Genomic DNA, 22,399 nt, shown 5'->3' with positions numbered 1-22,399 from the left:
CGGGGCTAGCGGGAAAGGGTAAAGGACGCGCCTATTTCACCCCTCCCCGACTATTATCCGCGCGCCCGCATGACCGATTTAGATCCGCTTCGTGCCGAGATAAGCGAACAGCATGTCCGCGTCGTCGCTGGCGCTCACCGTTTCGCGGCCCGTCACGGTCGCGCATTCGCCGGCTTTCACGCTCACGCCGGCGACCTCGCCCGATCCCTTGATCGGCACGATCCAGCCCGTATTGCCCTCGGGCAGGCTTACCGCGTGGCTGCCGCCCGTCCAGCGTTCCAGCACGAACTTGGGCCCTTCCACCAGCACAGTGCGCTCGGCATCCACCCGGCCGGGCGACACGATCGGTACATAGGGCACCGGGTTCGCCACCGCGATGCCGTCGTCGAGGTGAAGCTCGCGGTCACTGCCGTAATCGTAGAGGCGGTACGTCGTCTCGGAATTCTGCTGCACCTCGATGCAGGTGATGCCGCCGCCGATCGCGTGGATCGTGCCGCTGGCGCAGTACATGAAATCGCCCGCCTTCACCGGGTGCCAGTCCAGCAGATCCTCGATGCTGCCATCCTCGGCCGCCTTGCGCAGCGCGTCGCGTTCCACCGGCTGCTTGGTGCCCACCGCGATCTTCGCATCGGGCGTGGCGGCCAGGATCGTCCAGCATTCGTCCTTGCCGCGCGGCAGGCCGCGGGCATGCGCCTGGTCGTCGTCGGGATGGACCTGCACCGACAGCTTCTCGCCGGTGAACAGATATTTGATGAGCAGATCGGGCGTGGTGTCGCCCGGCTCCTGGAACCACACCTCGCCCACGGGCGGCGCGTCCTTCGCCGGATCGGGGAAGCCCGGCCACAGATCGTGGCGGCCCCAGGGTTTTTCGACGCGGTGGGTGTGGAGCAGCGTGGCGGGCATGCGGGATCCTCGGAAAATGGGTGATGGCGAACAACGCCAACGCCCCACCCTGCCCCCGCGATCCCTCCGGCGTAAAGGGGCCGACGCCTGTTTGAAGGGGCCAAGGCGGGTGAGGCGCCAAGCTGCGTAAGGGGATTGTTCGTGGGCGGGCGCTTACGCTAAGGAGCGATCCGATGCGTATCCCCCAGTCTCGCGCGATCACCCTCGCGCTCCTCGCCGCGCTTGCGCTCCCCGTCGCCGGCTGTGCGCGCAACAAGGCGAAGGGCGACACGCCCTACATCGCGCGCGATGTGGGAACGCTCTATTCCACCGCCAAGAAGCGGCTGGATCAGGGGCGTTACAAGGAGGCAGCGGTGCTGTTCGACGAGGTCGAGCGCCAGCACCCCTATTCGATCTGGGCGCGCCGCGCGCAGCTCATGAGCGCGTACAGCTATTATCTCGATCGCAGCTACAGCGAATCGATTCAGTCGGCGCAGCGCTTCCTGGCGGTTCACCCCGGCAACCACGACGCGCCCTATGCCTATTATCTGATCGCGCTCGGCTATTACGAGCAGATCAAGGACGTGACACGCGACCAGAAGATCACCCGCCAGGCGCTCGACGCGCTGGGCGAGCTGACGCGCCGCTATCCCGACACGCGCTATGCGGCGGATGCGCGGCTCAAGATCGATCTGGTCAACGATCACCTCGCGGGCAAGGAGATGGAGGTCGGCCGTTTCTACGAACGGCGCGGGCAGTGGCTCGCCGCGACGCTGCGCTTCCGCACCGTGATCGACACCTATCAGCAGACGACGCACACGCCCGAGGCGCTGATGCGGCTGACCGAGACCTATCTGTCGCTGGGCGTGCCCGGCGAGGCGGAGAAGGCGGCGGCGGTGCTGGCGCGCAACTATCCGGGCAGCGACTGGTACGGCCGCGCCTACAAGCTGATGCAGGCGCATCCGTTCAAGCCGGTGCCGCCGCTCGCGCCGGGCCAGCTGATCGTGCCGCCGGGAACGCCGGGGTCAGTCGCCGCGGGCGCGCCGGGCTCGACGCCCGCCACTCCCACCCCGGCCAAGGCCGATGCGCCGGCCACGCCCAAGGCGGAAGCGCCGGGCACGCCGACGCCCGCCTCGCCGGGATCGGCCGTGCCGGGTTCGCCGGGTGGCGGCACGACGGGCACGCCGACGCCGACCACGACGGGATCGACGCCGGGCTGATCCGACCTTTCAAAAGGTATAGGTTCCCGCACCGGTGGCAGGCGTGATCTCCGCGCTTCCCACCTGTCGCTCCCCGGCGGAGGCCGGGGTCCAGTTGGGGAATGATGGCAAGGAGCGCTGCGCGTCGTCACATGGGTTCTCCCAACCGAGCCCCGACCTTCGCCGGGGAACGGGAAGTGGGTAATCTGCGCGAGCTTCCCGCCGATCGGCGAACACCACCCGCTACCCATTTGAGCCGGACCGGTTTTGTTCTAAGGGAACGGCCATGCTGACCGCTCTCTCCATTCGCGACGTGGTGCTGATCGAGGCGCTGGATCTCGATTTCCGCGCCGGGCTGGGCGTGTTGACCGGGGAGACGGGCGCGGGCAAGTCGATCCTGCTCGACGCGCTGGGACTGGCGCTGGGCGCGCGCGGGGACAGCGGGCTGGTGCGGCACGGCGCGGCACAGGCCGCGGTGACGGCCACCTTCGATCCGCCGCCGCCGCCGCTCGCCGCGCTGCTCGACGAGAATGGTTATGAGGTGGAGCCCGGCGAGCCGCTGATCGTGCGCCGCATCGTGAAGGCCGATGGCGGTAGCCGCGGCTTCGTGAACAGCCAGCCGGCATCCGCCGCGCTGCTGCGCGAGATCGCGCCACAACTGGTGGAGATCCACGGCCAGCACGACGATCGCGGCCTGCTGGCGCCCGCCGGCCACCGCGCGCTGCTCGACATGTTCGGGCGCATCGACTCGGCCGAGGCGGCGCGCGCCTGGGCGGTGCTGCGCGAGGCGGAGGCGGCGCTGGCGGCGGCGCGTGCGGAGATCGACGCCGCCGCGCGCGACCGCGAATGGCTCGAACACACCGTCGGCGAACTCACCGCGCTAGCCCCCCAGCCGGGCGAGGAGGAGACGCTCGCCGACACGCGCCGGTCGATGCAGCGCGCCGAAAAGGTGGCATCCGAGCTGACCGCGATCGACGATTATCTCGACGGCTCCGACGGCGGTCTCGCGCGGCTGCGCCAGGCGGCGCGCGTGCTCGAGCGGATCGCCGGGGAGCATGACGGGCTGGCAGAGGCGCTCGCCGCGATCGATCGCGCGGTGATCGAGGCGGCGGTCGCCGAGGAGCGGCTGCGCGATGCACGCGCCGCGCTCGCTTATGATCCCCGCGCGCTGGAAGAGGACGAGGCGCGGCTGTTCGAGCTGCGCGCCATGGCCCGCAAGCACCGCGTCCAGCCCGACGATCTCGCCGCGCTCGCGCAGGAGCTGCAGGAGCGGCTGGAGCGGCTCGAGGCGGGCGAAGGCGGCATCGCGCTGATCGAGGCGCGCGTCGCCGCTGCACGCGCCGATTACGACGCCGCTGCCGGGATGCTGAGCGAACGCCGCCGCGCCGCCGCCGCGCGGCTCGACGCCGCCGTGGCGGACGAACTCGCGCCGCTGAAGCTCGATGCGGCCCGCTTCCGCACCGATATCGGCCCGCTTGGCGCGGAAGGCTGGTCGGGCGCGGGCAAGGACCGGGTCGAGTTCGCGATCTCCACCAATCCCGGCGCGCCGTTCGCGCCGCTCGCCAAGATCGCCAGCGGCGGCGAGCTGTCGCGCTTCATCCTCGCGCTGAAGGTGGCGCTCGCCGAGACCGGCGGCGCGGCGACGATGATCTTCGACGAGATCGATCGCGGCGTGGGCGGCGCGGTGGCCAGCGCGATCGGCGACCGGCTCGCGCGGCTGGCCGATCGCACGCAGTTGCTGGTCGTCACGCACAGCCCGCAAGTGGCCGCGCGCGGGCGGCAGCATCTGCTGATCGCCAAGGCGCATGACGGCATCGTGACCCGCACCGGCGTCCGCACGCTGGACGAGGCGGAGCGGCGCGAGGAGATCGCGCGCATGCTGTCCGGCGCCACCGTGACCGACGAGGCGCGCGCGCAGGCGGCCCGGCTGCTGGTGGACTGAGCGAGACGACGTTGGTTCGTCCGATCTTCGAAGCCGTTCGCGCCCGACCCTGCCGAAGCACGCTCGCCGCAGTCGACCTTGGCGGCGGAAAAGGCCCTTCGACAAGCTCAGGGCGAACGGAGCGACCTAAGGTCATAAGCCTTTAAACCCGCGTGCATCCCGCCCAAAGCCGAGCGACAAGCGGCCTGGGCGCGGCTATGCTGGGGGCGCCCGTTCGGATCGGGCGCGGAACACAGGAGAGCGACGATGGGCTTGTTCGACGGATTGCTCGGCCAGATCGCCGGAAGCACGGACGTGGCGAATCTCGCGGCCAAGGTGGGGCTCACCCCCGAACAGGTCGAACAGGCGATCGCCGCACTCGGCCAGCAGCACACCGCCCCCGGCGACACGGTCGCGGGTGCGGCGGATCAGACCGGATTGCCCACCGATACGCTGCAACAGATCCTCGGCCATCTCGGTGGCGAGGGTGCGCTCGGCAAGGTCGCGGCCATTCTCGGCGGCGGCGAACGGGGTGGCGCGGAACAGGGCGGCATCGGCGGGATCCTGGGCGGGCTGTTCGGCAAATCCTGAGCCGTCCGCGTCCTAGTATCTCACGCGCAGGCCGGTGTAGGCGGCGCGGATGATTCGAAGGAACGCGCGATGACCGGCCACGCCCACCATCATGGCCATCAGCATGACGGTCACGACCACGCCCATGGCCATGGGCATTCGCACGGGCATGGCCATTCGCACGGCCACGGCCATGTCCATGCCCCCGCCAATTTCGATCGCGCCTTCCTGATCGGGATCTCGCTCAACATCGCCTATGTGCTGGGCGAGACGATCGTCGGCCTGCACGTCTCGTCGGTCGCGCTGCTGGCGGATGCGGGGCACAATCTGTCCGACGTGCTGGGGCTCGCGGTCGCCTGGGCGGGCGCGACGCTGGCGCGCTCGGCGCCGTCCAAGCGCTTCACCTATGGGCTGAAGGGTTCGACGATCCTCGCCGCGCTGATGAACGGGCTGCTCCTGCTGGTTGCGCTGGGCGCGATCGTGCTGGAGGCGGCGCAGCGGATCGGCGACCCGCATCCGACGGCGGGGCTCACCGTCTCGGTGGTCGCTGCGGTGGGCATCGCGGTCAATCTGGGCACCGCGCTGCTGTTCGCGCGCGGGCGCAAGGGCGATGTGAACGTGCGCGCGGCGTTCCTCCACATGGCGGGCGATGCCGCGGTGTCGGCGGGCGTGGTGATCGCCGGCATCGTCATCTGGCGGACGGGGCTCGGCTGGATCGATCCGGTCGTCAGCATCGTCATCGCGGTGCTGATCTTCTGGCAGACCTGGGGGCTGCTGCGCGAGACGGTGGAGATGACGCTGGCCGCGGTGCCGCGCGGCATCGATTTCGACCGCGTCGAGGGCGCGCTTGCTGCCCTGGCGGGCGTGGACCGCGTCCACGATCTCCACATCTGGCCGATGAGCACCACCGAACCCGTGCTCACCGCGCATCTGGTGATGCCCGCCGGCCATCCCGGCGACGATTTCCTGCGCGCGGCCGAGGCGCTGCTGCACGATCGCTTCGGGATCGGCCATGCGACGATCCAGGTCGAATGCGGCGACTGCGCGCTGGCGGCGCCCGGCACCGTCTGAGCCGTCAGAAGGCGTTGCGGTGGAACACGACCCCCGCCGTGCCGATCAGGATCCGGATGTCGCGCCAGATCGACCAGCCGCGCATATAGGCGACGTCGGCGCGCAGGCGGTTCTGCAGATCGCGTTCGGCGACGGTGGCGCCGCGAAAGCCGTGGACCTGCGCGAGGCCGGTGATGCCGGGCTTGATGGCGTGCCGATCCCAGTAATGCGGATCGACCTCCCAGAACAACCGATCGCCCGCCAGGCTGCCCAGCGCATGCGGCCGGGGGCCGACGATGCTCATGTCGCCGATCACGACGTTCAGCAACTGCGGCAGTTCGTCGATGCTGGTCGCGCGGATGATCCGGCCGACGCGGGTGATCCGCGGGTCGCCGCGCTCGGTCGATCGGTCGCCCGCGCGGTCGCACAGATCGTCGCGCATGCTTCGGAATTTCAGGATCGCGAACAGCCCGTTGCCGCGGCCCATGCGCGGCTGGCGGAAGAGGATCGGCCCCGGGCTGTCGATCCGGATCGCGACGGCGACCACGAGCAGCAGCGGCCACAGCAGCGCCAGCGCGGCAAGCGCGACGGTCAAGTCGAACGCGCGCTTCAGCAGGCGGTTCATCGTGTCGAGCGGGCCGAGCGATACCACCGCCGTCGCGCATTCGCCGAAGCGCGAGGCGCGCAGCATGCCGATCGCGGCGAGTTCGGGCAGCACGATCTCGCCCTGCACGTTCGCGCCCTTCAGCGCCGCGGCCCAGGCTTCGCGCCGCGCGGGCGGGCATGCCACCACCACGCGCTCGGCGCCGCCGATCGCCGCGCACAGCCGGTCGAGCGCATGAGGATCCTTCAGATCGGCGCGCAGATCGTAGAGCGCGGCGTCGATCACCGGCGATCCCGCGGGCGCGTCGATCGCGACGCCATCGACGAGCATCATGGTGGCGATCGGCGGCCCGCTGGCGATCGCCTCGGCCAGTCGGCGGAGGGCCCAACGGCTGGCCACGAGCAGGACGCAACCGAACGGACCGGCAAGCGGCACCACGCTGCGCGAGATCGGCGTTTCGGCATGGATGTACACCGCCACGAACATCGCGACCGCGATGGCGGTCACGAACGCGGTGATCGAATCGCGTGCGGTGCGGCGCCAGTCGAGAAAGAAGCGCGCGCTGTACGGCTTTCGCTGGACGACGATGCCGTAATAGATCGGCAGCATCACCACCAGGCTGATGAGCGCCGAGGGGTCGACCACCGGACCGAACCGAACAAGATCGCCGAGCAGAAAGGCGAGCGCGAGCGCGAACCCGTCGCCGAGTGCGAGCAGCGCGTAGATCGCGATGCGCCGCGTTCGCGGCGCGGAGCCGCGCCTGGTGGGATAGGACAACGCCACCGCATCGACGGTGGTAGGCGGCCGATCGGGTCTCACGCGGCGGCCCGGCACGACGGTGCGACGCGGGGCGGCAGCGGGCTCGGCGCGCAGGCGCGCTCGCCATGCGCGTCGATCGCGGCCTTCATCACGGCGACGCTGAGATCGGCATGGCGGCGACGCACCGACACGCCGTTGAAATGATGATCCGCGCAGTCGAGCAGCACCATTCGCGCGGGCGCGAACGCCGCCAGCCGACGCGCCTTGCGGCCGAACTTCATGCTCATCTCAGGGAGGCCCGGATCCTCGTCGCTGAAGACGAGCGTGGAATGCACGCCACGCTCGGCCAGCGTGCGCATCTGCGCGCGGACGATCGCGATCTCCGAGTCGGGCGCAGGCGGCAACAGGCTGCGGAGCGCGTGCGCCGCCCGCAGAGCACCGCGCTTGGCGAGCACGCGCGCGATTCCCTTCAGGTCCGCCTCGCCCGACAGCGCGCGGCGCCATTCGCCGGGATTGCGCATCGCGCGCAGATACGCCTTCAACGAGCGCTTGTTGTCGCGCACCGCGACGCGGATGTCATCGCCATAATGCCAGACGAACTTCTGGAGGTTGACCACGAAATTGCCGACGACGCGGCGGTCCGCCAGCGTCACCTGCAAGGCGGTGTGCGCACCCGAGCACAGCCCGAACGCCACCACGCCGGCAAAGCCCGCCTCCGCCAGCCGGTCGATCCCGGCGACGCCCTCGGCGATCCGCTCGGGGTCGTAATGGGGGTGGCGGGCATTGTCGCCGGCCGGGCTGTCGCCCATCCCTGTCAGGTCCATGCGCAGCGAGGCGGTCCCCTCCCCTGCCATCCGCCGCGCGAGCGCGACATAGGCGCCGCCATTGCCGATATGATGCGTGCTGCCCTCGTGCAGCAGCAGCGCGGCGATCGAGGCCGCCGGCGCGGCGCGCGGCCGGCACAGGATGCCGAACAGCACGCCGTCCGCACCGAAACGCACCGGCTCCTCGACGAAGTCATCCGCCTCGAGCACCGGGGTGACGGCGACGGGCGCAGCGCTGCGGCCGGACGACACCGGCAGGGCATGCTCCACCAGCCACGCCGCGATCGCGGCGAAGCTCGCCTGCGGGATCTGGCTGGTGGTGGGATCCTGCATCCAGCCTTCGTAATCGGCGAACGGCCGCTCGGTGACGGCCGTGCCCGCCGCGCGCCATGATTCGGCGAGCCTGGCGGTACGGCGGTCGCCGCGTGCCGGGTTCATCATCACCGGGCAGGCGGGCGGGGCCTGAAGGTCGATCGCGGCGACCGCGCGCTGGAACGCGGCGGGCCAGTGAAAGCCGTTGGTGTTGAGCGCGTGGTCGCTTTCGATCGGCATCACCGGATCGAGCCCCGACAGGCTCGCGACCGCGGCCGCCGCGCGCGTCTCGCGCAGAAAGGCCTGGCCCGACAGCACCGGCGCCATCAGCACCAGCGCGCTCGCCTCGCCCATCCGCTCCGCCGCCAGCGTCGCCACTGCCGCACCGAGGCGCAGGCCGACCATCGCGACCGCCTCCACGCCGCAGCGCTGGCGCAGGCAATCGGCCGCGCGGACCGCGTCGTCCACCAGCCCGTCGAGCGTCGCTTCGGCCGCCACGCTGTCGCCGGTGCCGCGCGGATCGAAGCGGAGCGTGGGGAAACCCGCCGCCGCCAGCCGTTCGGCCAGCGCCATCATCCCGTAATGGGTGCACACCTCTTCCTGCGCGAAGGCGGGGCACAGCACCACGCCGGGACGCGCGGCACCGCCCTGCGCTTCGTGCAGCCAGCCGAAACAGCCGTCGAAATAGATCGGGGTCACAGCGCCACGCCCGCGCCGGCCCGGATCAGTCGAGCCCAAGCGTCGCGCGGACGCTTGCGGGCCAGTCGGACAGGTCGAAGCCATGATGGCGCAGCATCGCGAGCACCAGCCGCTCCATCCCGAACGCGCAGCAGGCGGTCTGCGCCGGCTGCCCGTCGAGCGTGCGGATATCCCAGGTGTCGCCGAAATAGCTCATATGATAGTTGAAGCTGAGGCACGCGGTCGGCCCCGCGCCGTCGTTCACCGGCACCAGCAGCTCGAATTTCAGGTTCTGCATGCGCTGGCTGTCGGCCATCAGCTTGCCCGCGCGGCCGAAGAACGGATCGTTCGCCACGTCCACCTCGAACGGCAGCCCCAGCGAGCGCGCGAACGCCTGACCGCGCTCCATCCAGTCCTCGCGAAAGGCGAGCACCTGTTCGGGCGTGCCGATGCGGACATATTCGCGCATCCGGAAAAGCTGGAGCCGGGTCGGCTCCAGCGACGGTTCGTGGCGGAAGCAATAGGAGGCGACATCGACCAGATGCCCCTCCGTCGCCAGCACGCCGCGCTGCGCCACGATCGGATAGACCGAGTAGCAGGCGGCCGGCGTCAGCACGAGATCGGCGGGCTGCTGATTGCCCATCCAGTCCTCGCCGCGCTCCATCTGGCCGAGCAGCGCGTGGTGCGCGCGGTCGTCGCCGCAGAAGCAATGCACCGTCCCCGCGAAATGCGGGAAATTCTTCATATAGCCGCTCTTCTCGAACGTCTTCTGCGCCATGGCGGGCGGAAAACGCATCACCTCGGGCGCATCGGCGAGCCCCGCGCGCGTGATCGCGCGATCGATCCCGTCATGGATCGCCTCGAAGACGCCGTTGCGCCCCCACAGCCCGTCCACCCCGGTCGGAAACAGGATACCCGCCGCGACCAGCCGCGATCGGAAACTCGTCTGCATATCCATCACAAGGTCCCCAATTCGGTGCGTTGCGCGAGCAGCAGCGTGCCGGTGTTCGCGGCAATCCGGTCGTTCGAGATCATGAGCTGCGCCGACAGGATGTCGCGCAGCATGCGGCCGATGCTGAATTCGGTGCCGTTCTTGTACCCGGCCATGCCGCAGATCAGCAGCGCCTGGAGCACCACCTGGTGGCACATCTCCGACACGTCGTGCTTCAGCGTGTTGAGCGTGGCGGCGCGCGCCATGCCGGCCGGCCATCCCGCCTCGTCCGCGCCGACGACCGTGCGCTCGCTGCCGAGCGTATGACAGGCATCGAAGCGGCCGATCAGATCGTGGAGCCGCGCCTGCATCAGATCGAGCTGCCCTGCCGCGCGCATCAGCCGCGCCGCACCCGGCAGGACGACGCCCGGCTGGCGCCGCGCCTGCGCGCGCAGGAACTGGCGCGCGCGCGACAGCGCCTCGACCGCGATCCCGGTCCACACCGCGCCCCAGAGCAGATGCGAGACGGGCACCATCGAATCGGCGGCGATCTCGGCAAACGGCACGGGCAGGATCTGCGCCGCCACGCCGTCGCCGGCGAAGGTGAAGGCCGTGCTGCATGTGCCGCGCATACCGAGCGCATCCCAGTTGCCGGTCGCCTCGACGCGGCTCTGCGCCTTGAGGATGGTGACGAGCACCTGATCCGAGGCGGGCGCCTCCGCATCGCGGCGTGCGGTGACCAGATAGGCATCGGCCTGCTCGCCATAGGAGACGGTCGGCGCCTGTTTGACGATCGCCACGCGGCCATCGACGGCGGGCGCCGCGCACAGGCTAGAGCGCATGTCGCCGCCGATCCCCACTTCGGAGGTGATCGAAGCCAGCAGCAATCCCTCGGCGGCGATCCGGCCGGCGAAGTCGCGGTGCCAGGGCTGGTCCAGACCGTGCGCGACGATGCACGCCACCTGGATCTGGTGCATCGCATAGATCATCGCACTGGACGAACAGGCGCGGCCGAGCCGCTGCGCCTGATGCGCGATCGTCGCGAGCGTGGCGCCATGGCCGCCCAGATGCACCGGCACCATCGCGCCGAGCAGCCCCTCCTCGCGCAACGCCGCGATCGCCTCGGCCGGGAAGCGCCCTTCGCGATCCACCGCATCGGCATGGTCCGCGGCGATCCGCGCCACGCGCTCGATCCCCGTCAGCGGCACTTGCCCGGGCAGACGCGTGTCATGCAGCACGCGACTGGGCTCCCAGACCCGCGATCACGGCAGAGAGCGAAGCGATGCTCTGAAAGGTGGAGCGCACCAGCAGCGCATCGGGAAAGGCGACATCGAATTCATCCTCGATCGCCAGCATCACGCCCACCGTCGCGAACGAGGTGAGCCCCGCGGCGAACAGGTCGTCGCGCGGCGCGAGATCGGCCGCCGGCCTCGACAATCCCGCCACTTCGTCGAGGATCGTGCGCAGTTGCTGTTCCAATGGACTATCCTCAAGGCTCGGTCGGCGCCCGGATTAGGGGCGTCGGGGTTAAGATCGGGTAAGGAGGTCAGCGGCCGCGCAAATCGGCGACCGCCGCGCGCAGGAAGCCGAAGGCGCTGGGGCCGTAGCGGCGCAGCATCCGCTTGGGCTCCAGCGCGATGCGCCACAGCCATTCGAGGTTCAGCCGCACCATCAGCGCGGGCGGCGGGGTCGTCTGGCCAAGGATCAGCCGGAACGACTGGCCGACGCACAGCGCCCAGCAGGGCGGCAGCAGCGCGCGGTGGCGGTGCACGAACAACTCGCTCTTGGGCGCGCCGATGCACAGGAACAACAGGCTGGCGTCGAAGCTGCGGATCGCGTCGGCGAGACCGATGCCATAGGCCAAGTCGCGGTCGAAGCCGAACGGCGGCACATGAGTCTCGCACGCAAAGCCCGGCAGCGTTTCGGCCGCCCAGGCGGCGATCGCCGCCGCGCTATCGGCGCTGTCGACCACGAAGAAGCCGCGATGCCCGATTAGCGCGGCGGGATTGGCGAACATCGCCTCCACCACCTCGCGCCCCGTCACCCGGCCGGGCAGATCGAGCCCGCGCAGCCGGGCGAAGCGATAGACCGGAAAGCCGTCGGCCACGACGATCTGCGCCCCGCGCAGCGCGGCGGAGAATTCGGGATCGGCGTTCGCCAGCGCGACGTGCTGGATATTGGGGGTGGCGAACAGCCCGACGCCCTCGGCCGCGCTGCGCCGGACGGACAGCATGCGCTGTGCGCTCTGCGCGACGTCGAGATCGCCGATCCGCATCCCGAACACGGGCTTGCGCCGCCGCCGTTCGAGGCCGCCGTGCTGGAGGTCCATGCCGTTTCGTCTCCTCAGCCGCCGGCTACCCGCTCGGCGTTAACATCCCCTCACCGCGAAACTGCGCGTGCGTTAACCGACGTGAAGCGCTTGGCCGCTATGCCCGGCGCGTGATCCTGAGCGCGCAAGACCTAACCGGCCCCGAGCCCCTGTCCGCCGACATCTGCATCGTGGGCGCGGGCGCGGCGGGCATCGCGCTCGCGCTCGCGCTCGGTGATGCAGGCCGCGACGTGCTGCTGGTGGAGGCGGGCGGCACGCGGCACGACGCCGCGGTGCAGGACGCCTATCGCGGCACCGTGACCGATCCCGCGCTTCACCCGCCGCTCGACGAATATCGCGAACGCCGGCTTGGCGGCAGCACCACGATCTGGGGCGGGCGCTGCATGCCGCTCGACCCGATCGATTTCGAACCGCGCAACTGGATTCCCGAAAGCGGTTGGCCGATCGGGCCCGAGGCGCTGGCGCCCTATTACCCGAAAGCCAACGCGCTGTGCGAGGCGGGCGCGTTCGATTATCGCGCCGACACCGCGCTGCGCCCTGGCGCACGGCCGATGATCGCAGGCTTTCGCGGCACGCATTTCTCGACCGACCGGCTCGAACGCTTCAGTTGCCCGACCGATTTCGGCACGCGCTACCGCGACCGACTCGCCGCATCGCCGCGCATCCGCCTGCTGCTGGATGCCGCGGTCGCCGATATCCGGCTCGATCCGGACGGCACTTGGGTGGAAGCGCTCGACCTGCACCGCCGCGACGGCACGCCGATCGCCGTATCGGCACGGCAGTTCGTGCTCTGCGCCGGCGGACTGGAGACCGCGCGGCTGCTGCTCGCCAGCCGCACCGTTCACCCGAACGGAATCGGCAACCATCATGACGTGCTAGGCCGCTATTATATGAGCCATCTGGCGGGCACGATCGGCAGCTTCGCGCCCGCGGGCGGCCGCGATGCGGTCTGGCACGGCTATGACGTGGCCGAGGACGGCACCTATTGCCGCCGCCGCCTTGCGCTCGCCGAGAATGCGCAGCGCGCGCACCGCATCGGCAATTTCGTCGCGCGCCTCCACCATCCGCGCATCGCCGATCCGTCGCACGGCACCGGGCCGCTGTCGGCGCTGATGCTTGGGAAGGCACTCGTGCCCCGCCGCTACCGCGCGCGGCTGGCAGACGATGACGGGGACGCAGGCCTCGGCCGGCTGCTGCACCACGCGCTCAACGTCGCTCGCCAGCCGCTGGCGGTGGCGCGCTTCGCGACCACCATGCTCGTCGGCCGCCGGTTCGCGACTCGCAAATATCCGTCCGTTGTGGTGGTGCCGCGCAACGGGCGCTACAGCCTCGACTTCCATGCCGAACAACAGCCGAACCGCGACAGCCGGGTGTATCTGGGCACCGATCGCGACGCATGGGGCATGCCGCGGCTCGTCGCCGACTGGCGCCATGCGCCGGGCGATATCGAGACCGTGCGCGTGGCGCTCGCACTGCTCGCCGAGGATCTCGAACGCTCGGGCTGCGGGCGCTTCACCTATGATCCCGATAGCGTCGCGGCGGAGGTGATGCGGTACGGCGCCTATCCCGGCCACCATATCGGCACCGCACGGATGGGCACCGATCCGCGCACGAGCATGGTGGACGGCGACGGCCGGGTCCACGGGATCGCCAATCTCCACCTCGCCGGCGCAGCGGTCTTCCCCACCTCGAGCCAGGCCAATCCGACGCTCACCGCGGTCGCGCTGGCGCTGCGGCTGGCGGATCGACTGGCGGCGGCGTGATGCGCGTGCTGGTGCTGGGTGCGGACGGATTCGTCGGGCGCCGCGTCGTCGCCGCGCTGGCGCTGGCGGACTGGGCGACGCCGATCGCGGGCGTGCGCCGCGACGGATCCGCCACCCGCCGCGTGCTCGACGCCACCGACGAAGCCGCGATCGCGGGCGTGCTGCCGGGGATCGATGCGGTGGTGAACTGCGTCACCGGCGACCGCCGCACGATCGTCCGCAACGCCGCCGCGCTGTTCGCCGCGGCGCGCGATCGCCGGATCGTGCATCTCAGTTCGATGGCGGTCTATGGCGCGGCGACCGGCCGGATCGACGAAGACACCCCGCTTTGCGGCCGATCGGACGGCTATGCCGCGGCCAAGATCGCGGCGGAACGGCTGGCGCGCGGCGTACCCGACACCGTCCTGCTGCGCCCCGGCTGCATCTATGGCGCGGGCAGCACACAATGGTCGCTGCGCATCGCGCGGCTGCTCGCCGCGGGGCGGATCGGCGATCTGGGCGCGGGTGGCGACGGCTGCAGCAACATCGTCCATGTCAACGACGTGGTGGCCGCGATCCTCGCGGCGCTGGCCGACGCCGAGCAGCGCGGGCCGTTCAACCTGGCGATGCCCGACGCGCCGCGCTGGAACGGCTATTTCCGCGCCTTCGCGCACGCGCTCGGCACGGTGCCGATCCGCCGCATCCCGGCGTGGCGGCTCGATGTGGAGGCCAGAGCGCTCGCGGTGCCGCTGAAGCTCGCCGAGTCGCTCACCCGCCGCGCCCCGCCCCCCATCCCGCCCTCGCTGGTGCGGTTCTGGCGGCGCGACGCGACGCTCGATTCCGCCCGCGCCACGCGCGCGCTGGGGATCGGCTGGACGCCGCTCGACACCGGCGTCGCGGAGGCGGCCTATTGGTGCGCGACGCGGCTCGGGCGGCGCCACGCACCGTAGAGCGCGCCGAGCGGCACGAACCCCAGCTCGCGGCGGCACACGAGGGTCACGCCGATCGCGTTCACCACCATCGTCGCCGCAGTCGCCAGCGCGGCGCCGTTCGCTCCCAGCGGCCGTGCGAAGCAGACCAGCCCCGCGATCAACGTGAAGAGCGCCAGCGCGTTGATCCGCAACAGCGATCGCGCATAGCCGGTCATGCCGAGCAGTTCGGGCGTGGTGGTCGTCAGCGTCGCGGCGAGCTGCCCCACCAGCAGGATGCGCAAGGCGGGCGCGGCCGGCTCGAACTGGCTGCCGAACAGCATGAGGATGCGCGCGGGCTCCAGCGTGACGAGCAGGATGGGGACGATCGCCAGCGTCAGCGCAAAGCCGATCGCGCGGCCCGCCTCGCGCACCAGCCCGGCGCGATCCTCCAGCACATAGAGGCGGGCGAAACGCGGCGACACCATCGAGGCCACGCCGCTGACGAACATGTAGATCACCAGCACCACGCGCCACGCGATCGCATACAGGCCCACCTGCTCGGCCGACGACAACGCGCCGAGCACGAAGGGCGGCGCCGCGCTGATCGCGAGCTGCACCAGCTCCAGGCTGAACAGCGACAGGCCGGTGGCGAGCAGCGGCGTCGGAGCGGGCTCGGCCTGCCCGGCCACGCCGTTGCGCCGTGGCAGATCGCGGACGAGCATGATGCCGCCGATCAGCGTCGCCAGCGTCATTGCGACCGCCACCGCCGCCAGCGCGTGCGCCGCGCTCAGCGGCAGCAGGAAGGCGGTGACGCAGAACAGGCCGGGCCACAGCCAGGTATAGACAATCTGGCTCTGCGTGACGCGGTGCAGCCCCGCCAGCGCGCCGGCGATCGCATTGCCCATGTTCTGCGGCACGATCAGCAGCGCGCCGATCAGGAACAGCGGAACCATGTCGGGCTTGTGCATCACCCACATCGCCAGCGGCCAGGCGGCGGCGGCGGCGATCGCGGTCAGCCCCAGCGACAGCGCCAGCACCACCGCGAACGCACGGATCATCGACGCGCGGGCGGAGGCGGCATCGCCGCCCGCCAGCACGCGTGCCATCTCGCGGGTGAGCGCGCGGTCGATGCCCAGCCGCCCCAGTCCCGACAGCAGCAGCATCGTGCCGAAGACGATGTAGAAGGCCCCGACCTGCGCCAGCGGCAGGCGCAACGCGATCATCAGGTGCATGCCGTATCGGCACGGCACGTCGATCAGCCGCGTGCCGGTGGTGACGAGCGACCCGCCATATTGGCGGCGCAGCCGGCCCAGACGATCAGCGCGCATCGGGGTTCAACGCGAACAGCGTGACGCTCTGCGGCGGCAGGACCGCATCGGCATGGCCGCCGGCATAACGGGCCGGTGCGAGCGGAGCGAGCCGCCCGGCGGCGAGCCGCGTCCCCGACAGCGTGCCGGACGCGCCCAGATGGGTCAGCGCCAGCGTCACCGGCGCCGCCGCATCCGCGCGCTTGTTGATCGCGATCACCGTCAGCACCCGGCCGCGCAACGCGGCGAAGGCGGAGACGGTGTCGGGATCGGGCACCCGCGCCGCGACGCTCGTGTCACCGAAGCCGCCGCCGCGTCCGTCCGGATTGCGGAAGAGCTTCATCGCCAGATAGACGGGACTGCCCGGCGGCGGCGTCATCCAGCGCGCCGCCATATCGAGCCCCTCGCGCCCGAAGATGCCCAGGATATCGGCTTCCGCCGTCGCGCCGTTCATGTGGTTCGGCGCCCCCCAGTCGTATTCGGTAATCGCGATCGGCGTGCCCGGATCATAATAGCGCGTCACCCATCCGCGCAGCCGCGGGATCAGCGCGACGCGATCCTTGATCCAGCTTTCGTCGACATAATCGGGGTCCCAGAGCGACCGGGTCGAGCGGTTGCGCCGCGCCTGCATCGCGGGCGACACATCGTCGTCGCCACCACCGCGAAACTCGCCGCCCTGCGGATAGACATGCACGCTGACCACGTCGACCGGGTGACCGGCGCGCTTCCACTGCATCAGCAGCCACGGGATCAGGTCCATGCCGCCGGTCTCGCGCGTCCGGTCGGGCAGGTTCGCATAGCCATGCGCGTCGCCCGCCTGCTGGTCGAAGCCGCTATAGCGATAGCCGCCCCAGCCCCAGGCCTCGGGTGCGACCGTCTTCGCGGACGGGTCGATCGCCTTCACCATCCGCGCATAGTCGATCGTCAGTCGCGCCTGCTCGCTGGCGTGCAGCCCCACGGGATGAACGTCGCGGTGGATGTCATGCCAGCGCGTCGGCTCGTTATCCATCAGGTAGAAGGGAATGCCGCCCCGCGAGGCGGGGCCGAAGCGGGCGACGAGGCCGCGCACCCATTCGCGCCGTTCGTCGATCCCGGCCGGGCGTGCGGCGTCGCGCGGATCGTTGCCGGCGACGGGCGTTCCGTCCGCGCGCACGCCATTGCCCGCATCGGACAAGCCCGCCGCGTCATGGTCCGCCTGCGCGCCGTAACGCGAGACCGCGAACGCCGCCTGCTTGCCGCCGCGGGGCGCGAGCGCCGCGGCCCAGCCGATCATCGGCACGCTGACCATCGGCGCGGCGCCGCCTGCCCGCGCGACCTCGACGAAGCGCGCACCATATTGGGCGGGTTCGTCGGCGCCGATCGGCATGCTTTCGAAATACCAGTCGCGCCCGGCGCCCCGCGCCTCGGTGCGCGGATCGTAGAGCGAGGCGCTGTTGCCGCCCGATCGGTCGAGCGCGAGGCGCAGGTCGCGCGCCGCCGCCGGGCCGGCGAAGCTCGCGCCATAGATCAGCGGACTGATCGGGTGACGGTCCGCGCCGGCGTCGATCGCGATCCGGACGACCCCGTCGCCAGGCGCGGGCGAACCCGCCAGCGCTGCCAGCGACAGCGCGCCCGCACCCACGACGGCGATGCCGAGAAGAAGCGCGTGCCTCACCACCGGACTGCCCGCGATGCGGTGGCCTCTAGCCGCAGATCGGCCAGCCGGTGGGCACCGACCGCCAGGATCAGCGCGAGTTCGCCCGGCGCCATTGTCATGGGAAACATCTCCGAGATCAGGATCGCATAGACCAGATAATCCTGCAGCGCGGCGACGAAGGGGTCGTCGCGCATCCGTCGCAGCACCGCGAAGATCAGGATCCCGCGCACCGGGATCGCGAGGATCAGAAGCGCCCCCACCAGCCCGAATTCGAATAGGATCCCCATCCAGGTGATGTCGGCCAGGAAGAAGAAATGGTTGAAATAGGTCATCATGCCCGCCGGATCGACCGGGCTGATCGAGCCCACGCCGAAGATCCAGCGGAGCGGATCGGTGCCGAGGAACGCGATCGCCTTGACGGTGGATATCCAGCGCACGTCGAAGGCGAATGCCTTGTCGGTGCTGAAGATCGACGCCATGAACGGCACCGAAAACACCGCGGCGACGGCAAACGGCAGCAAGCCGACCAGGATGATCTTCATCCGCGGGCTCGCCGCCAGGAAGATGTTGATCGTCGCCATCAGCATCAGCCCGAAGATGATCGACCGCATCCGCACCAGCGCGAAGATCAGGCCGAACCCCGCGCCCCAGGCCGCCAGCCAGCCCGGCCGCCAGTGCGCGAGGAAGCGGCGATAGGCGTAGAGCAGCCCGACGATCCCGAAGAACATCGGCAGGCGGATGCGGTTGCCGCGATTGTCGGCGCCGAGCAGGGGCGCGTCGCCCGCCACGTAATGCGCGGCATAGGCCGATTGCGGCGCGAGCGCCCAGATCACCAGCAACAGGACGAAGCTGACGACCGCGCAGACCAGGAAGCCGGCGGCGAGTTCGCGCATCGTCGGCCGCAGCCAGCGCAGCAGCCCCAGGAACGAGAAGAAATATAGCAGAGGCAGCAGCTTCACCTGCGAGGTGAGCGCGACGAAGAAGGTCTGCTGAAACGTGCCGAGCGCGATGAACGTCGGCACCAGCGCCAGCCACAGGAAGCTCAGCAGCATCTGCCGCGCGCCCACCGGCCGCGCGCCGGTGAACAGGAACAGCGCGAGCGGCAGCGAGATGATCGGAAACGCCTTGGACATCGCCCACAGCGCCGGCACCGTCTTCACATAATGGAAGCTCTGCCCGAACAGCGGCAGCAGCAGCGTGAACACCAGCACCCGCATCCAGCGCAACTCGCGTAGCGCCTGCCACGCGCGGCGTACCGGCGCGGACGCGAGGTCAGGCGCGGCGGCGGCGGGTCGCAGCGGACCGGACGCGATCCGCGTTGCCACCTAGCGCCCGATGACCGCGTTGGTGCCGAGGCTGTAGTTGAGGCTGCGGCTGAACGGCAGCAGCTTGTTGATATGCTGGTCGATCCACAGATCGGCCTCGGCGATCGAGGAGCGCGGCACGAACACGATGTCCTGCGGCCGAAGCGCGATCCCGGTCCCTACGCCGCCATGCGCATAGGCGCGCAGATCGGCATAGGATTGGACGATCGTGCCGTCGGAGTTGCGATGGATGACGACGATCCGCTTCGACTTGGCGGTCTCGAGCGCACCGCCCGCGCTGATGACCGCCTGCAGCGGATCGAGCGAGCCATTGAGCTTCACCGCGCCCGGCGTCTTCACCTCGCCACCGACATAGACCACCGCGCCATATTGGCGGATCGCGACGGTCGGCCGCGCATCCTCGACCACGCCCTCGCGGCGCAGCGTCGCGGAGATCAGCGCCGCGGTCTCGTCGATCGTCCGGCCGCCCAGCGCCACGTTGCCGACGATCGGGATCGCGAACCGGCCGTCCGGCCCCACCGGCCCGGCATGATCGAGTTCGGGATTATAGGGAAAGGTGACGGACACCTCGTCGCCCGGGCCGATGCGATACGCGTCGCCCGCCTGCGCACCCGCTGACCCGGCGCAGGCCAGCAGCGCGGCGGCACCGGCGATCCGCACCTTCGCCATCATCGCTGTCGTCGCGCCGTTCGGCATCGCGGGTTCCTGTCCGTGGTTCGATGATCTGCGCCTAACTCCCAAGCCTTAATGGAACGGTAAGAGCATCGGCGGATAAGCGGCGCCACGCCACGATCGGTGCGCGGACATGGGGACGGTGCAACCGCGATGCTCGATTTCACCGCCCGAACGGCGGCACATGACGGCACGATCGCGACGGGCCCGTTCGCGTTGCGCGACCTGCTGAACGGCCTGTTCTATTACCGGCGCGCCGCTGCGATCGTGGCCGGCACGATCGTCGCGATCGGCGTCCTCGCCGCCCTGCTGATGCCGCCGACCTATAGCGCGGAGGCGCGGCTGCTGCCGCTGAGCGCTGGGATCTACAACGTGACGGACGCAGGCGCCGCGCCGCAGCCGGGCCAGGTGCTCGACCCCGCCGCGGTGGTGAACGTCGAATTGCAGCTCCTCGACAGCCTCGAACTCCACCGCAACGTCGTCCGCCGCCAGCTCGGCCCCGCCGCCACGCCGGCGCAGGTGAACGCCGCGCTCGATTCGTTCGAACGCCATCTGCACGTCACCAAGGCGAACGAGGCGAACGTCATCGAGCTGACGTTCACCGCCAACGACCCGACCGTCGCGGCGAACGCGCTCCACGATCTGATCGGCCAGTATTTCGAGAGCCGCGCAAACGTCCTCACCTCGGGCCGCGTCGCTTTCCTCCAGGAGCAGCGCGACAAGGTGAAGGCGCAGCTCGACCGCGCGAACGCCGCGATCGCCGCCTTCCAGCAGCAGAACGGCGTGCTCGACATCGCAGCGCAGGTGGCCGGCGCGGTGGCGCAGGACGATCTGCTCCACCGTAACAGGCTCGAGACCGAGGCGACCTTGGCCGATGGCCGCAAGAGCCTCGCCACGCTCGGTAGCGAAGCGCATGGCGTGCCGAGCGACGTCGTCCTCTACAGCGACAATACCGAGGCCGCGCGCGCGCTGGGCGAGATGCAGACGCAGTTGCTGACGCTGCAGGCCAAGCGCGCCGATCTCGCCTCGCGCTTCATGAAGACCTCGCCGCAGGTGGGTCAGGCGGACCGCCAGATCGCTGCGTTGCAGGCGACGATCCGCCAGCAGCAGGGCACGCTTGTCACCACGCGGCGCACCGGGCGCAACCAATTCTTCGATTCGACGCGCGACCGGCTGGCGCAGGCCCGCGCCGGGGTGGAGGGCGCCGCCGCACGCCGCGCCGAACTCGATGCCCAGATCGCCGCCTCGGGCGCGCGGCTGAAGCAGCTGACCGCGGTGGCGGATCAGCTCGCCGCCATGAAGCTCGATCGCGACGTGCTCGCCGACAGCTTCAAGTCGCTCTCGGCCCAGGTCGAGCAGGCGCGCGTGCAGCTCAACCAGACCACCGATGCGGGCAGCCCCAACGTCCGCATCATCGAGGCGCCGACGCCGCCCGCCAAGCGCAGCAACCCGCCGCTGCTGCTGATCGCCGGCAGCATCGTCGCCGCGCTGCTGATCGCGGGCGCGACGCTGTTCGTGCTCGACAGCCTGCGCGAGGTGTTCCTGTCGCCGGTCGAGACCGAGCGCGCGCTGGGGGTTCCCGTGCTGTCCGCGCCGCTGGAGGATCCGGACGACGGCGGCGGGATCAGCGCTTCGACGCGGCGCGAATATGGCCGGATGATCGCCGCGATCGATTCTAGCGGCGTCGGCGGCACGCATGGCGGCCGCGCCGTCCTGCTGCTCGCCCCCAATTCGCGGATGAGCCTGCAAAAGGCGGCGCTGGGCCTGGGCCGCGCGATCGAACGGCGGGGGATCGGCCGCGCGGTGCTCGTCCGCTTCGGCGACGACGCCCCCCTCCCCGCGCCCGACGGCACGATTGCGATCGAATATCTGGGCGAACTGGCGACGACGGTGATCGCGATGGCTGCCGCGCGCGGCATACCCGGCGAAACCGATCCGATCGCCGCGCTCCGGTCGCATTACGACTATGTCGTCATCACCGCCCCGCCGACATCCGAAGGCTATGAGAGCATCGAGCTGGCCACGCTGGTCGACCTCGTCGCGCCCGTCGTGGAAGCCGAGCGCACCCGCCGTCCCGTCATACGCAGCCTGTTGAAGCAACTGGACGAGATCGGCGCGCGGACGCTGGGGCTCGTGCTACTGGAGCGCCGGTCGCACATTCCGGGGTGGCTCTACCGGCTCCTCATCGAACGGCGCTTCGCCCGAAGCTGAGCATCAGGCGCCGACATCCTCCACCTGCGCCACGTAATCGCCATAACCCTGCGCCGCCATCTCGTCGCGCGGCACGAAGCGGAGCGAGGCCGAATTGATGCAGTAGCGCAGACCGCCACGATCGCGCGGGCCGTCGTCGAACACATGCCCCAGATGGCTGTCGCCATGTTTCGAGCGCACCTCGGTGCGCGTCATGAACAGCGAGCGATCGGTGAGTTCGGCCACGTTGGCCGGCTCGATCGGCTTGGTGAAGCTCGGCCAGCCGCAGCCCGATTCATATTTGTCGGCGCTGGCGAACAGCGGTTCGCCCGAGACGATGTCGACATAGATGCCGGGCGCCTTGTTGCCCAGCAGTGCGCCGGTGCCGGGGCGTTCGGTGCCGTTCTGCTGGGTCACGCGGCGCTGCTCGGGCGTCAACGCGGCGATGGCTTCGTCGGTCTTGCGATAAATGGTCATGATGTTCTCCGGTTCGCCCGGAGATGGGGAGCGCGGCCCGCACTGTCGAGGCCGGTGCCACGACGGTTGACATCGCAGGC

The 22,399-nt window shown here is 70.3% G+C and carries 19 protein-coding genes; 7 read left to right on the top strand and 12 right to left on the bottom strand.

Annotated features, from left to right (window positions below):
• Positions 1 to 78: 78 nt before the first annotated feature.
• Entirely contained in the window at positions 79 to 903 is an 825-nt protein-coding gene (locus tag L8H00_RS16290) for a phosphoheptose isomerase (RefSeq protein ID WP_242098361.1), read from the bottom strand.
• 173 nt (positions 904 to 1,076) lie between these two features.
• Here L8H00_RS16290 and bamD point away from each other — a divergent pair, with 173 nt between their 5' ends.
• From bamD to L8H00_RS16270, 4 genes are all read left to right on the top strand, one after another.
• Positions 1,077 to 2,102, top strand: a complete 1,026-nt coding sequence (gene bamD / locus L8H00_RS16285; RefSeq protein ID WP_242098360.1) for an outer membrane protein assembly factor BamD — start codon at positions 1,077 to 1,079, stop codon at positions 2,100 to 2,102.
• A 265-nt stretch (positions 2,103 to 2,367) separates the two neighbouring features.
• On the top strand, positions 2,368 to 4,023 hold the full coding sequence (gene recN, locus L8H00_RS16280; RefSeq protein WP_242098359.1) for a DNA repair protein RecN: 1,656 nt from the start codon (positions 2,368 to 2,370) through the stop codon (positions 4,021 to 4,023).
• Positions 4,024 to 4,269: 246 nt separating this feature from the next.
• Complete coding sequence (locus L8H00_RS16275; protein WP_242098358.1) at positions 4,270 to 4,593, top strand: hypothetical protein; 324 nt, start codon at positions 4,270 to 4,272, stop codon at positions 4,591 to 4,593.
• 69 nt (positions 4,594 to 4,662) lie between these two features.
• A complete protein-coding gene (locus L8H00_RS16270) occupies positions 4,663 to 5,643 on the top strand; it encodes a cation diffusion facilitator family transporter (RefSeq protein ID WP_242098357.1) in 981 nt (326 codons plus the stop codon).
• Positions 5,644 to 5,647: 4 nt separating this feature from the next.
• Here L8H00_RS16270 and L8H00_RS19015 read toward each other — a convergent pair whose 3' ends face one another.
• The 6 genes from L8H00_RS19015 to L8H00_RS16240 form a co-directional block, all read right to left on the bottom strand.
• Positions 5,648 to 7,045 (bottom strand): sugar transferase, encoded by a 1,398-nt coding sequence (locus tag L8H00_RS19015; RefSeq protein ID WP_242098356.1) that lies wholly within the window; start codon positions 7,043 to 7,045, stop codon positions 5,648 to 5,650.
• A complete protein-coding gene (locus L8H00_RS16260) occupies positions 7,042 to 8,820 on the bottom strand; it encodes an alpha/beta fold hydrolase (protein WP_242098355.1) in 1,779 nt (592 codons plus the stop codon). Before L8H00_RS16260 ends, L8H00_RS19015 begins: the two co-directional genes overlap by 4 nt.
• Positions 8,821 to 8,845: 25 nt before the next feature.
• Positions 8,846 to 9,757 (bottom strand): amino acid--[acyl-carrier-protein] ligase, encoded by a 912-nt coding sequence (locus L8H00_RS16255; RefSeq protein WP_242098354.1) that lies wholly within the window; start codon positions 9,755 to 9,757, stop codon positions 8,846 to 8,848.
• Complete coding sequence (locus tag L8H00_RS16250) at positions 9,757 to 10,968, bottom strand: acyl-CoA dehydrogenase family protein (protein WP_242098353.1); 1,212 nt, start codon at positions 10,966 to 10,968, stop codon at positions 9,757 to 9,759. Before L8H00_RS16250 ends, L8H00_RS16255 begins: the two co-directional genes overlap by 1 nt.
• Positions 10,958 to 11,209, bottom strand: a complete 252-nt coding sequence (locus tag L8H00_RS16245; RefSeq protein WP_242098352.1) for an acyl carrier protein — start codon at positions 11,207 to 11,209, stop codon at positions 10,958 to 10,960. The genes L8H00_RS16250 and L8H00_RS16245 overlap by 11 nt, the downstream gene beginning before the upstream one ends.
• Positions 11,210 to 11,276: 67 nt before the next feature.
• On the bottom strand, positions 11,277 to 12,059 hold the full coding sequence (locus L8H00_RS16240; RefSeq protein ID WP_242098351.1) for a WecB/TagA/CpsF family glycosyltransferase: 783 nt from the start codon (positions 12,057 to 12,059) through the stop codon (positions 11,277 to 11,279).
• 110 nt (positions 12,060 to 12,169) lie between these two features.
• On the opposite strand from L8H00_RS16240, the gene L8H00_RS16235 reads away from it, so the two are divergent.
• Together L8H00_RS16235 and L8H00_RS16230 are read left to right on the top strand one after the other, a co-directional pair.
• On the top strand, positions 12,170 to 13,822 hold the full coding sequence (locus tag L8H00_RS16235; protein WP_242098350.1) for a GMC family oxidoreductase: 1,653 nt from the start codon (positions 12,170 to 12,172) through the stop codon (positions 13,820 to 13,822).
• Positions 13,822 to 14,751: an NAD-dependent epimerase/dehydratase family protein gene (locus L8H00_RS16230; RefSeq protein WP_242098349.1), complete on the top strand. Its 930-nt coding sequence runs from the start codon at positions 13,822 to 13,824 to the stop codon at positions 14,749 to 14,751. The genes L8H00_RS16235 and L8H00_RS16230 overlap by 1 nt, the downstream gene beginning before the upstream one ends.
• Here the strand turns inward: L8H00_RS16230 and L8H00_RS16225 are convergent.
• Genes L8H00_RS16225 through L8H00_RS16210 form a run of 4 tightly spaced genes read right to left on the bottom strand, consistent with a single transcriptional unit; the run spans position 14,709 to position 19,676 of the window.
• Entirely contained in the window at positions 14,709 to 16,040 is a 1,332-nt protein-coding gene (locus L8H00_RS16225; protein WP_242098348.1) for an oligosaccharide flippase family protein, read from the bottom strand. The genes L8H00_RS16230 and L8H00_RS16225 overlap by 43 nt on opposite strands.
• Positions 16,030 to 17,673: a glycoside hydrolase family 44 protein gene (locus L8H00_RS16220; protein WP_242098347.1), complete on the bottom strand. Its 1,644-nt coding sequence runs from the start codon at positions 17,671 to 17,673 to the stop codon at positions 16,030 to 16,032. Before L8H00_RS16220 ends, L8H00_RS16225 begins: the two co-directional genes overlap by 11 nt.
• Entirely contained in the window at positions 17,670 to 18,980 is a 1,311-nt protein-coding gene (locus L8H00_RS16215) for a hypothetical protein (protein ID WP_242098346.1), read from the bottom strand. Before L8H00_RS16215 ends, L8H00_RS16220 begins: the two co-directional genes overlap by 4 nt.
• Complete coding sequence (locus L8H00_RS16210; protein ID WP_242098345.1) at positions 18,981 to 19,676, bottom strand: polysaccharide biosynthesis/export family protein; 696 nt, start codon at positions 19,674 to 19,676, stop codon at positions 18,981 to 18,983.
• A 129-nt stretch (positions 19,677 to 19,805) separates the two neighbouring features.
• Between L8H00_RS16210 and L8H00_RS16205 the strand changes: the two genes are divergently transcribed.
• Positions 19,806 to 21,863, top strand: coding sequence for a hypothetical protein (locus L8H00_RS16205; protein ID WP_242098344.1), 2,058 nt, complete (start codon positions 19,806 to 19,808; stop codon positions 21,861 to 21,863).
• Positions 21,864 to 21,866: 3 nt separating this feature from the next.
• On the opposite strand, the gene msrB is transcribed toward L8H00_RS16205, so the two are convergent.
• Entirely contained in the window at positions 21,867 to 22,319 is a 453-nt protein-coding gene (gene msrB / locus L8H00_RS16200) for a peptide-methionine (R)-S-oxide reductase MsrB (RefSeq protein ID WP_242098343.1), read from the bottom strand.
• Between the last annotated feature and the right edge of the window lie 80 nt (positions 22,320 to 22,399).

The sequence above is a fragment of the Sphingomonas sp. CROZ-RG-20F-R02-07 genome, from assembly GCF_022662335.1.
Taxonomy (GTDB): Bacteria; Pseudomonadota; Alphaproteobacteria; order Sphingomonadales; family Sphingomonadaceae; genus Sphingomonas.
Note: the sequence above shows the minus strand (reverse complement) of the source record. Positions and strands in the feature narration are given on the sequence as shown.

Bases quoted from the DNA above. Each gene is read 5' to 3' on its own strand.
- L8H00_RS16240 (WP_242098351.1), bottom strand. From the start codon at position 12,059: ATGGACCTCCAGCACGGCGGCCTCGAACGGCGGCGGCGCAAGCCCGTG.
- L8H00_RS16290 (WP_242098361.1), bottom strand. From the start codon at position 903: ATGCCCGCCACGCTGCTCCACACCCACCGCGTCGAAAAACCCTGGGGC.
- bamD (WP_242098360.1), top strand. From the start codon at position 1,077: ATGCGTATCCCCCAGTCTCGCGCGATCACCCTCGCGCTCCTCGCCGCG.
- msrB (WP_242098343.1), bottom strand. From the start codon at position 22,319: ATGACCATTTATCGCAAGACCGACGAAGCCATCGCCGCGTTGACGCCC.
- L8H00_RS16230 (WP_242098349.1), top strand. From the start codon at position 13,822: ATGCGCGTGCTGGTGCTGGGTGCGGACGGATTCGTCGGGCGCCGCGTC.
- L8H00_RS16225 (WP_242098348.1), bottom strand. From the start codon at position 16,040: ATGCGCGCTGATCGTCTGGGCCGGCTGCGCCGCCAATATGGCGGGTCG.
- L8H00_RS16255 (WP_242098354.1), bottom strand. From the start codon at position 9,757: ATGGATATGCAGACGAGTTTCCGATCGCGGCTGGTCGCGGCGGGTATC.
- L8H00_RS16210 (WP_242098345.1), bottom strand. From the start codon at position 19,676: ATGCCGAACGGCGCGACGACAGCGATGATGGCGAAGGTGCGGATCGCC.
- L8H00_RS16275 (WP_242098358.1), top strand. From the start codon at position 4,270: ATGGGCTTGTTCGACGGATTGCTCGGCCAGATCGCCGGAAGCACGGAC.
- recN (WP_242098359.1), top strand. From the start codon at position 2,368: ATGCTGACCGCTCTCTCCATTCGCGACGTGGTGCTGATCGAGGCGCTG.
- L8H00_RS16205 (WP_242098344.1), top strand. From the start codon at position 19,806: ATGCTCGATTTCACCGCCCGAACGGCGGCACATGACGGCACGATCGCG.
- L8H00_RS16270 (WP_242098357.1), top strand. From the start codon at position 4,663: ATGACCGGCCACGCCCACCATCATGGCCATCAGCATGACGGTCACGAC.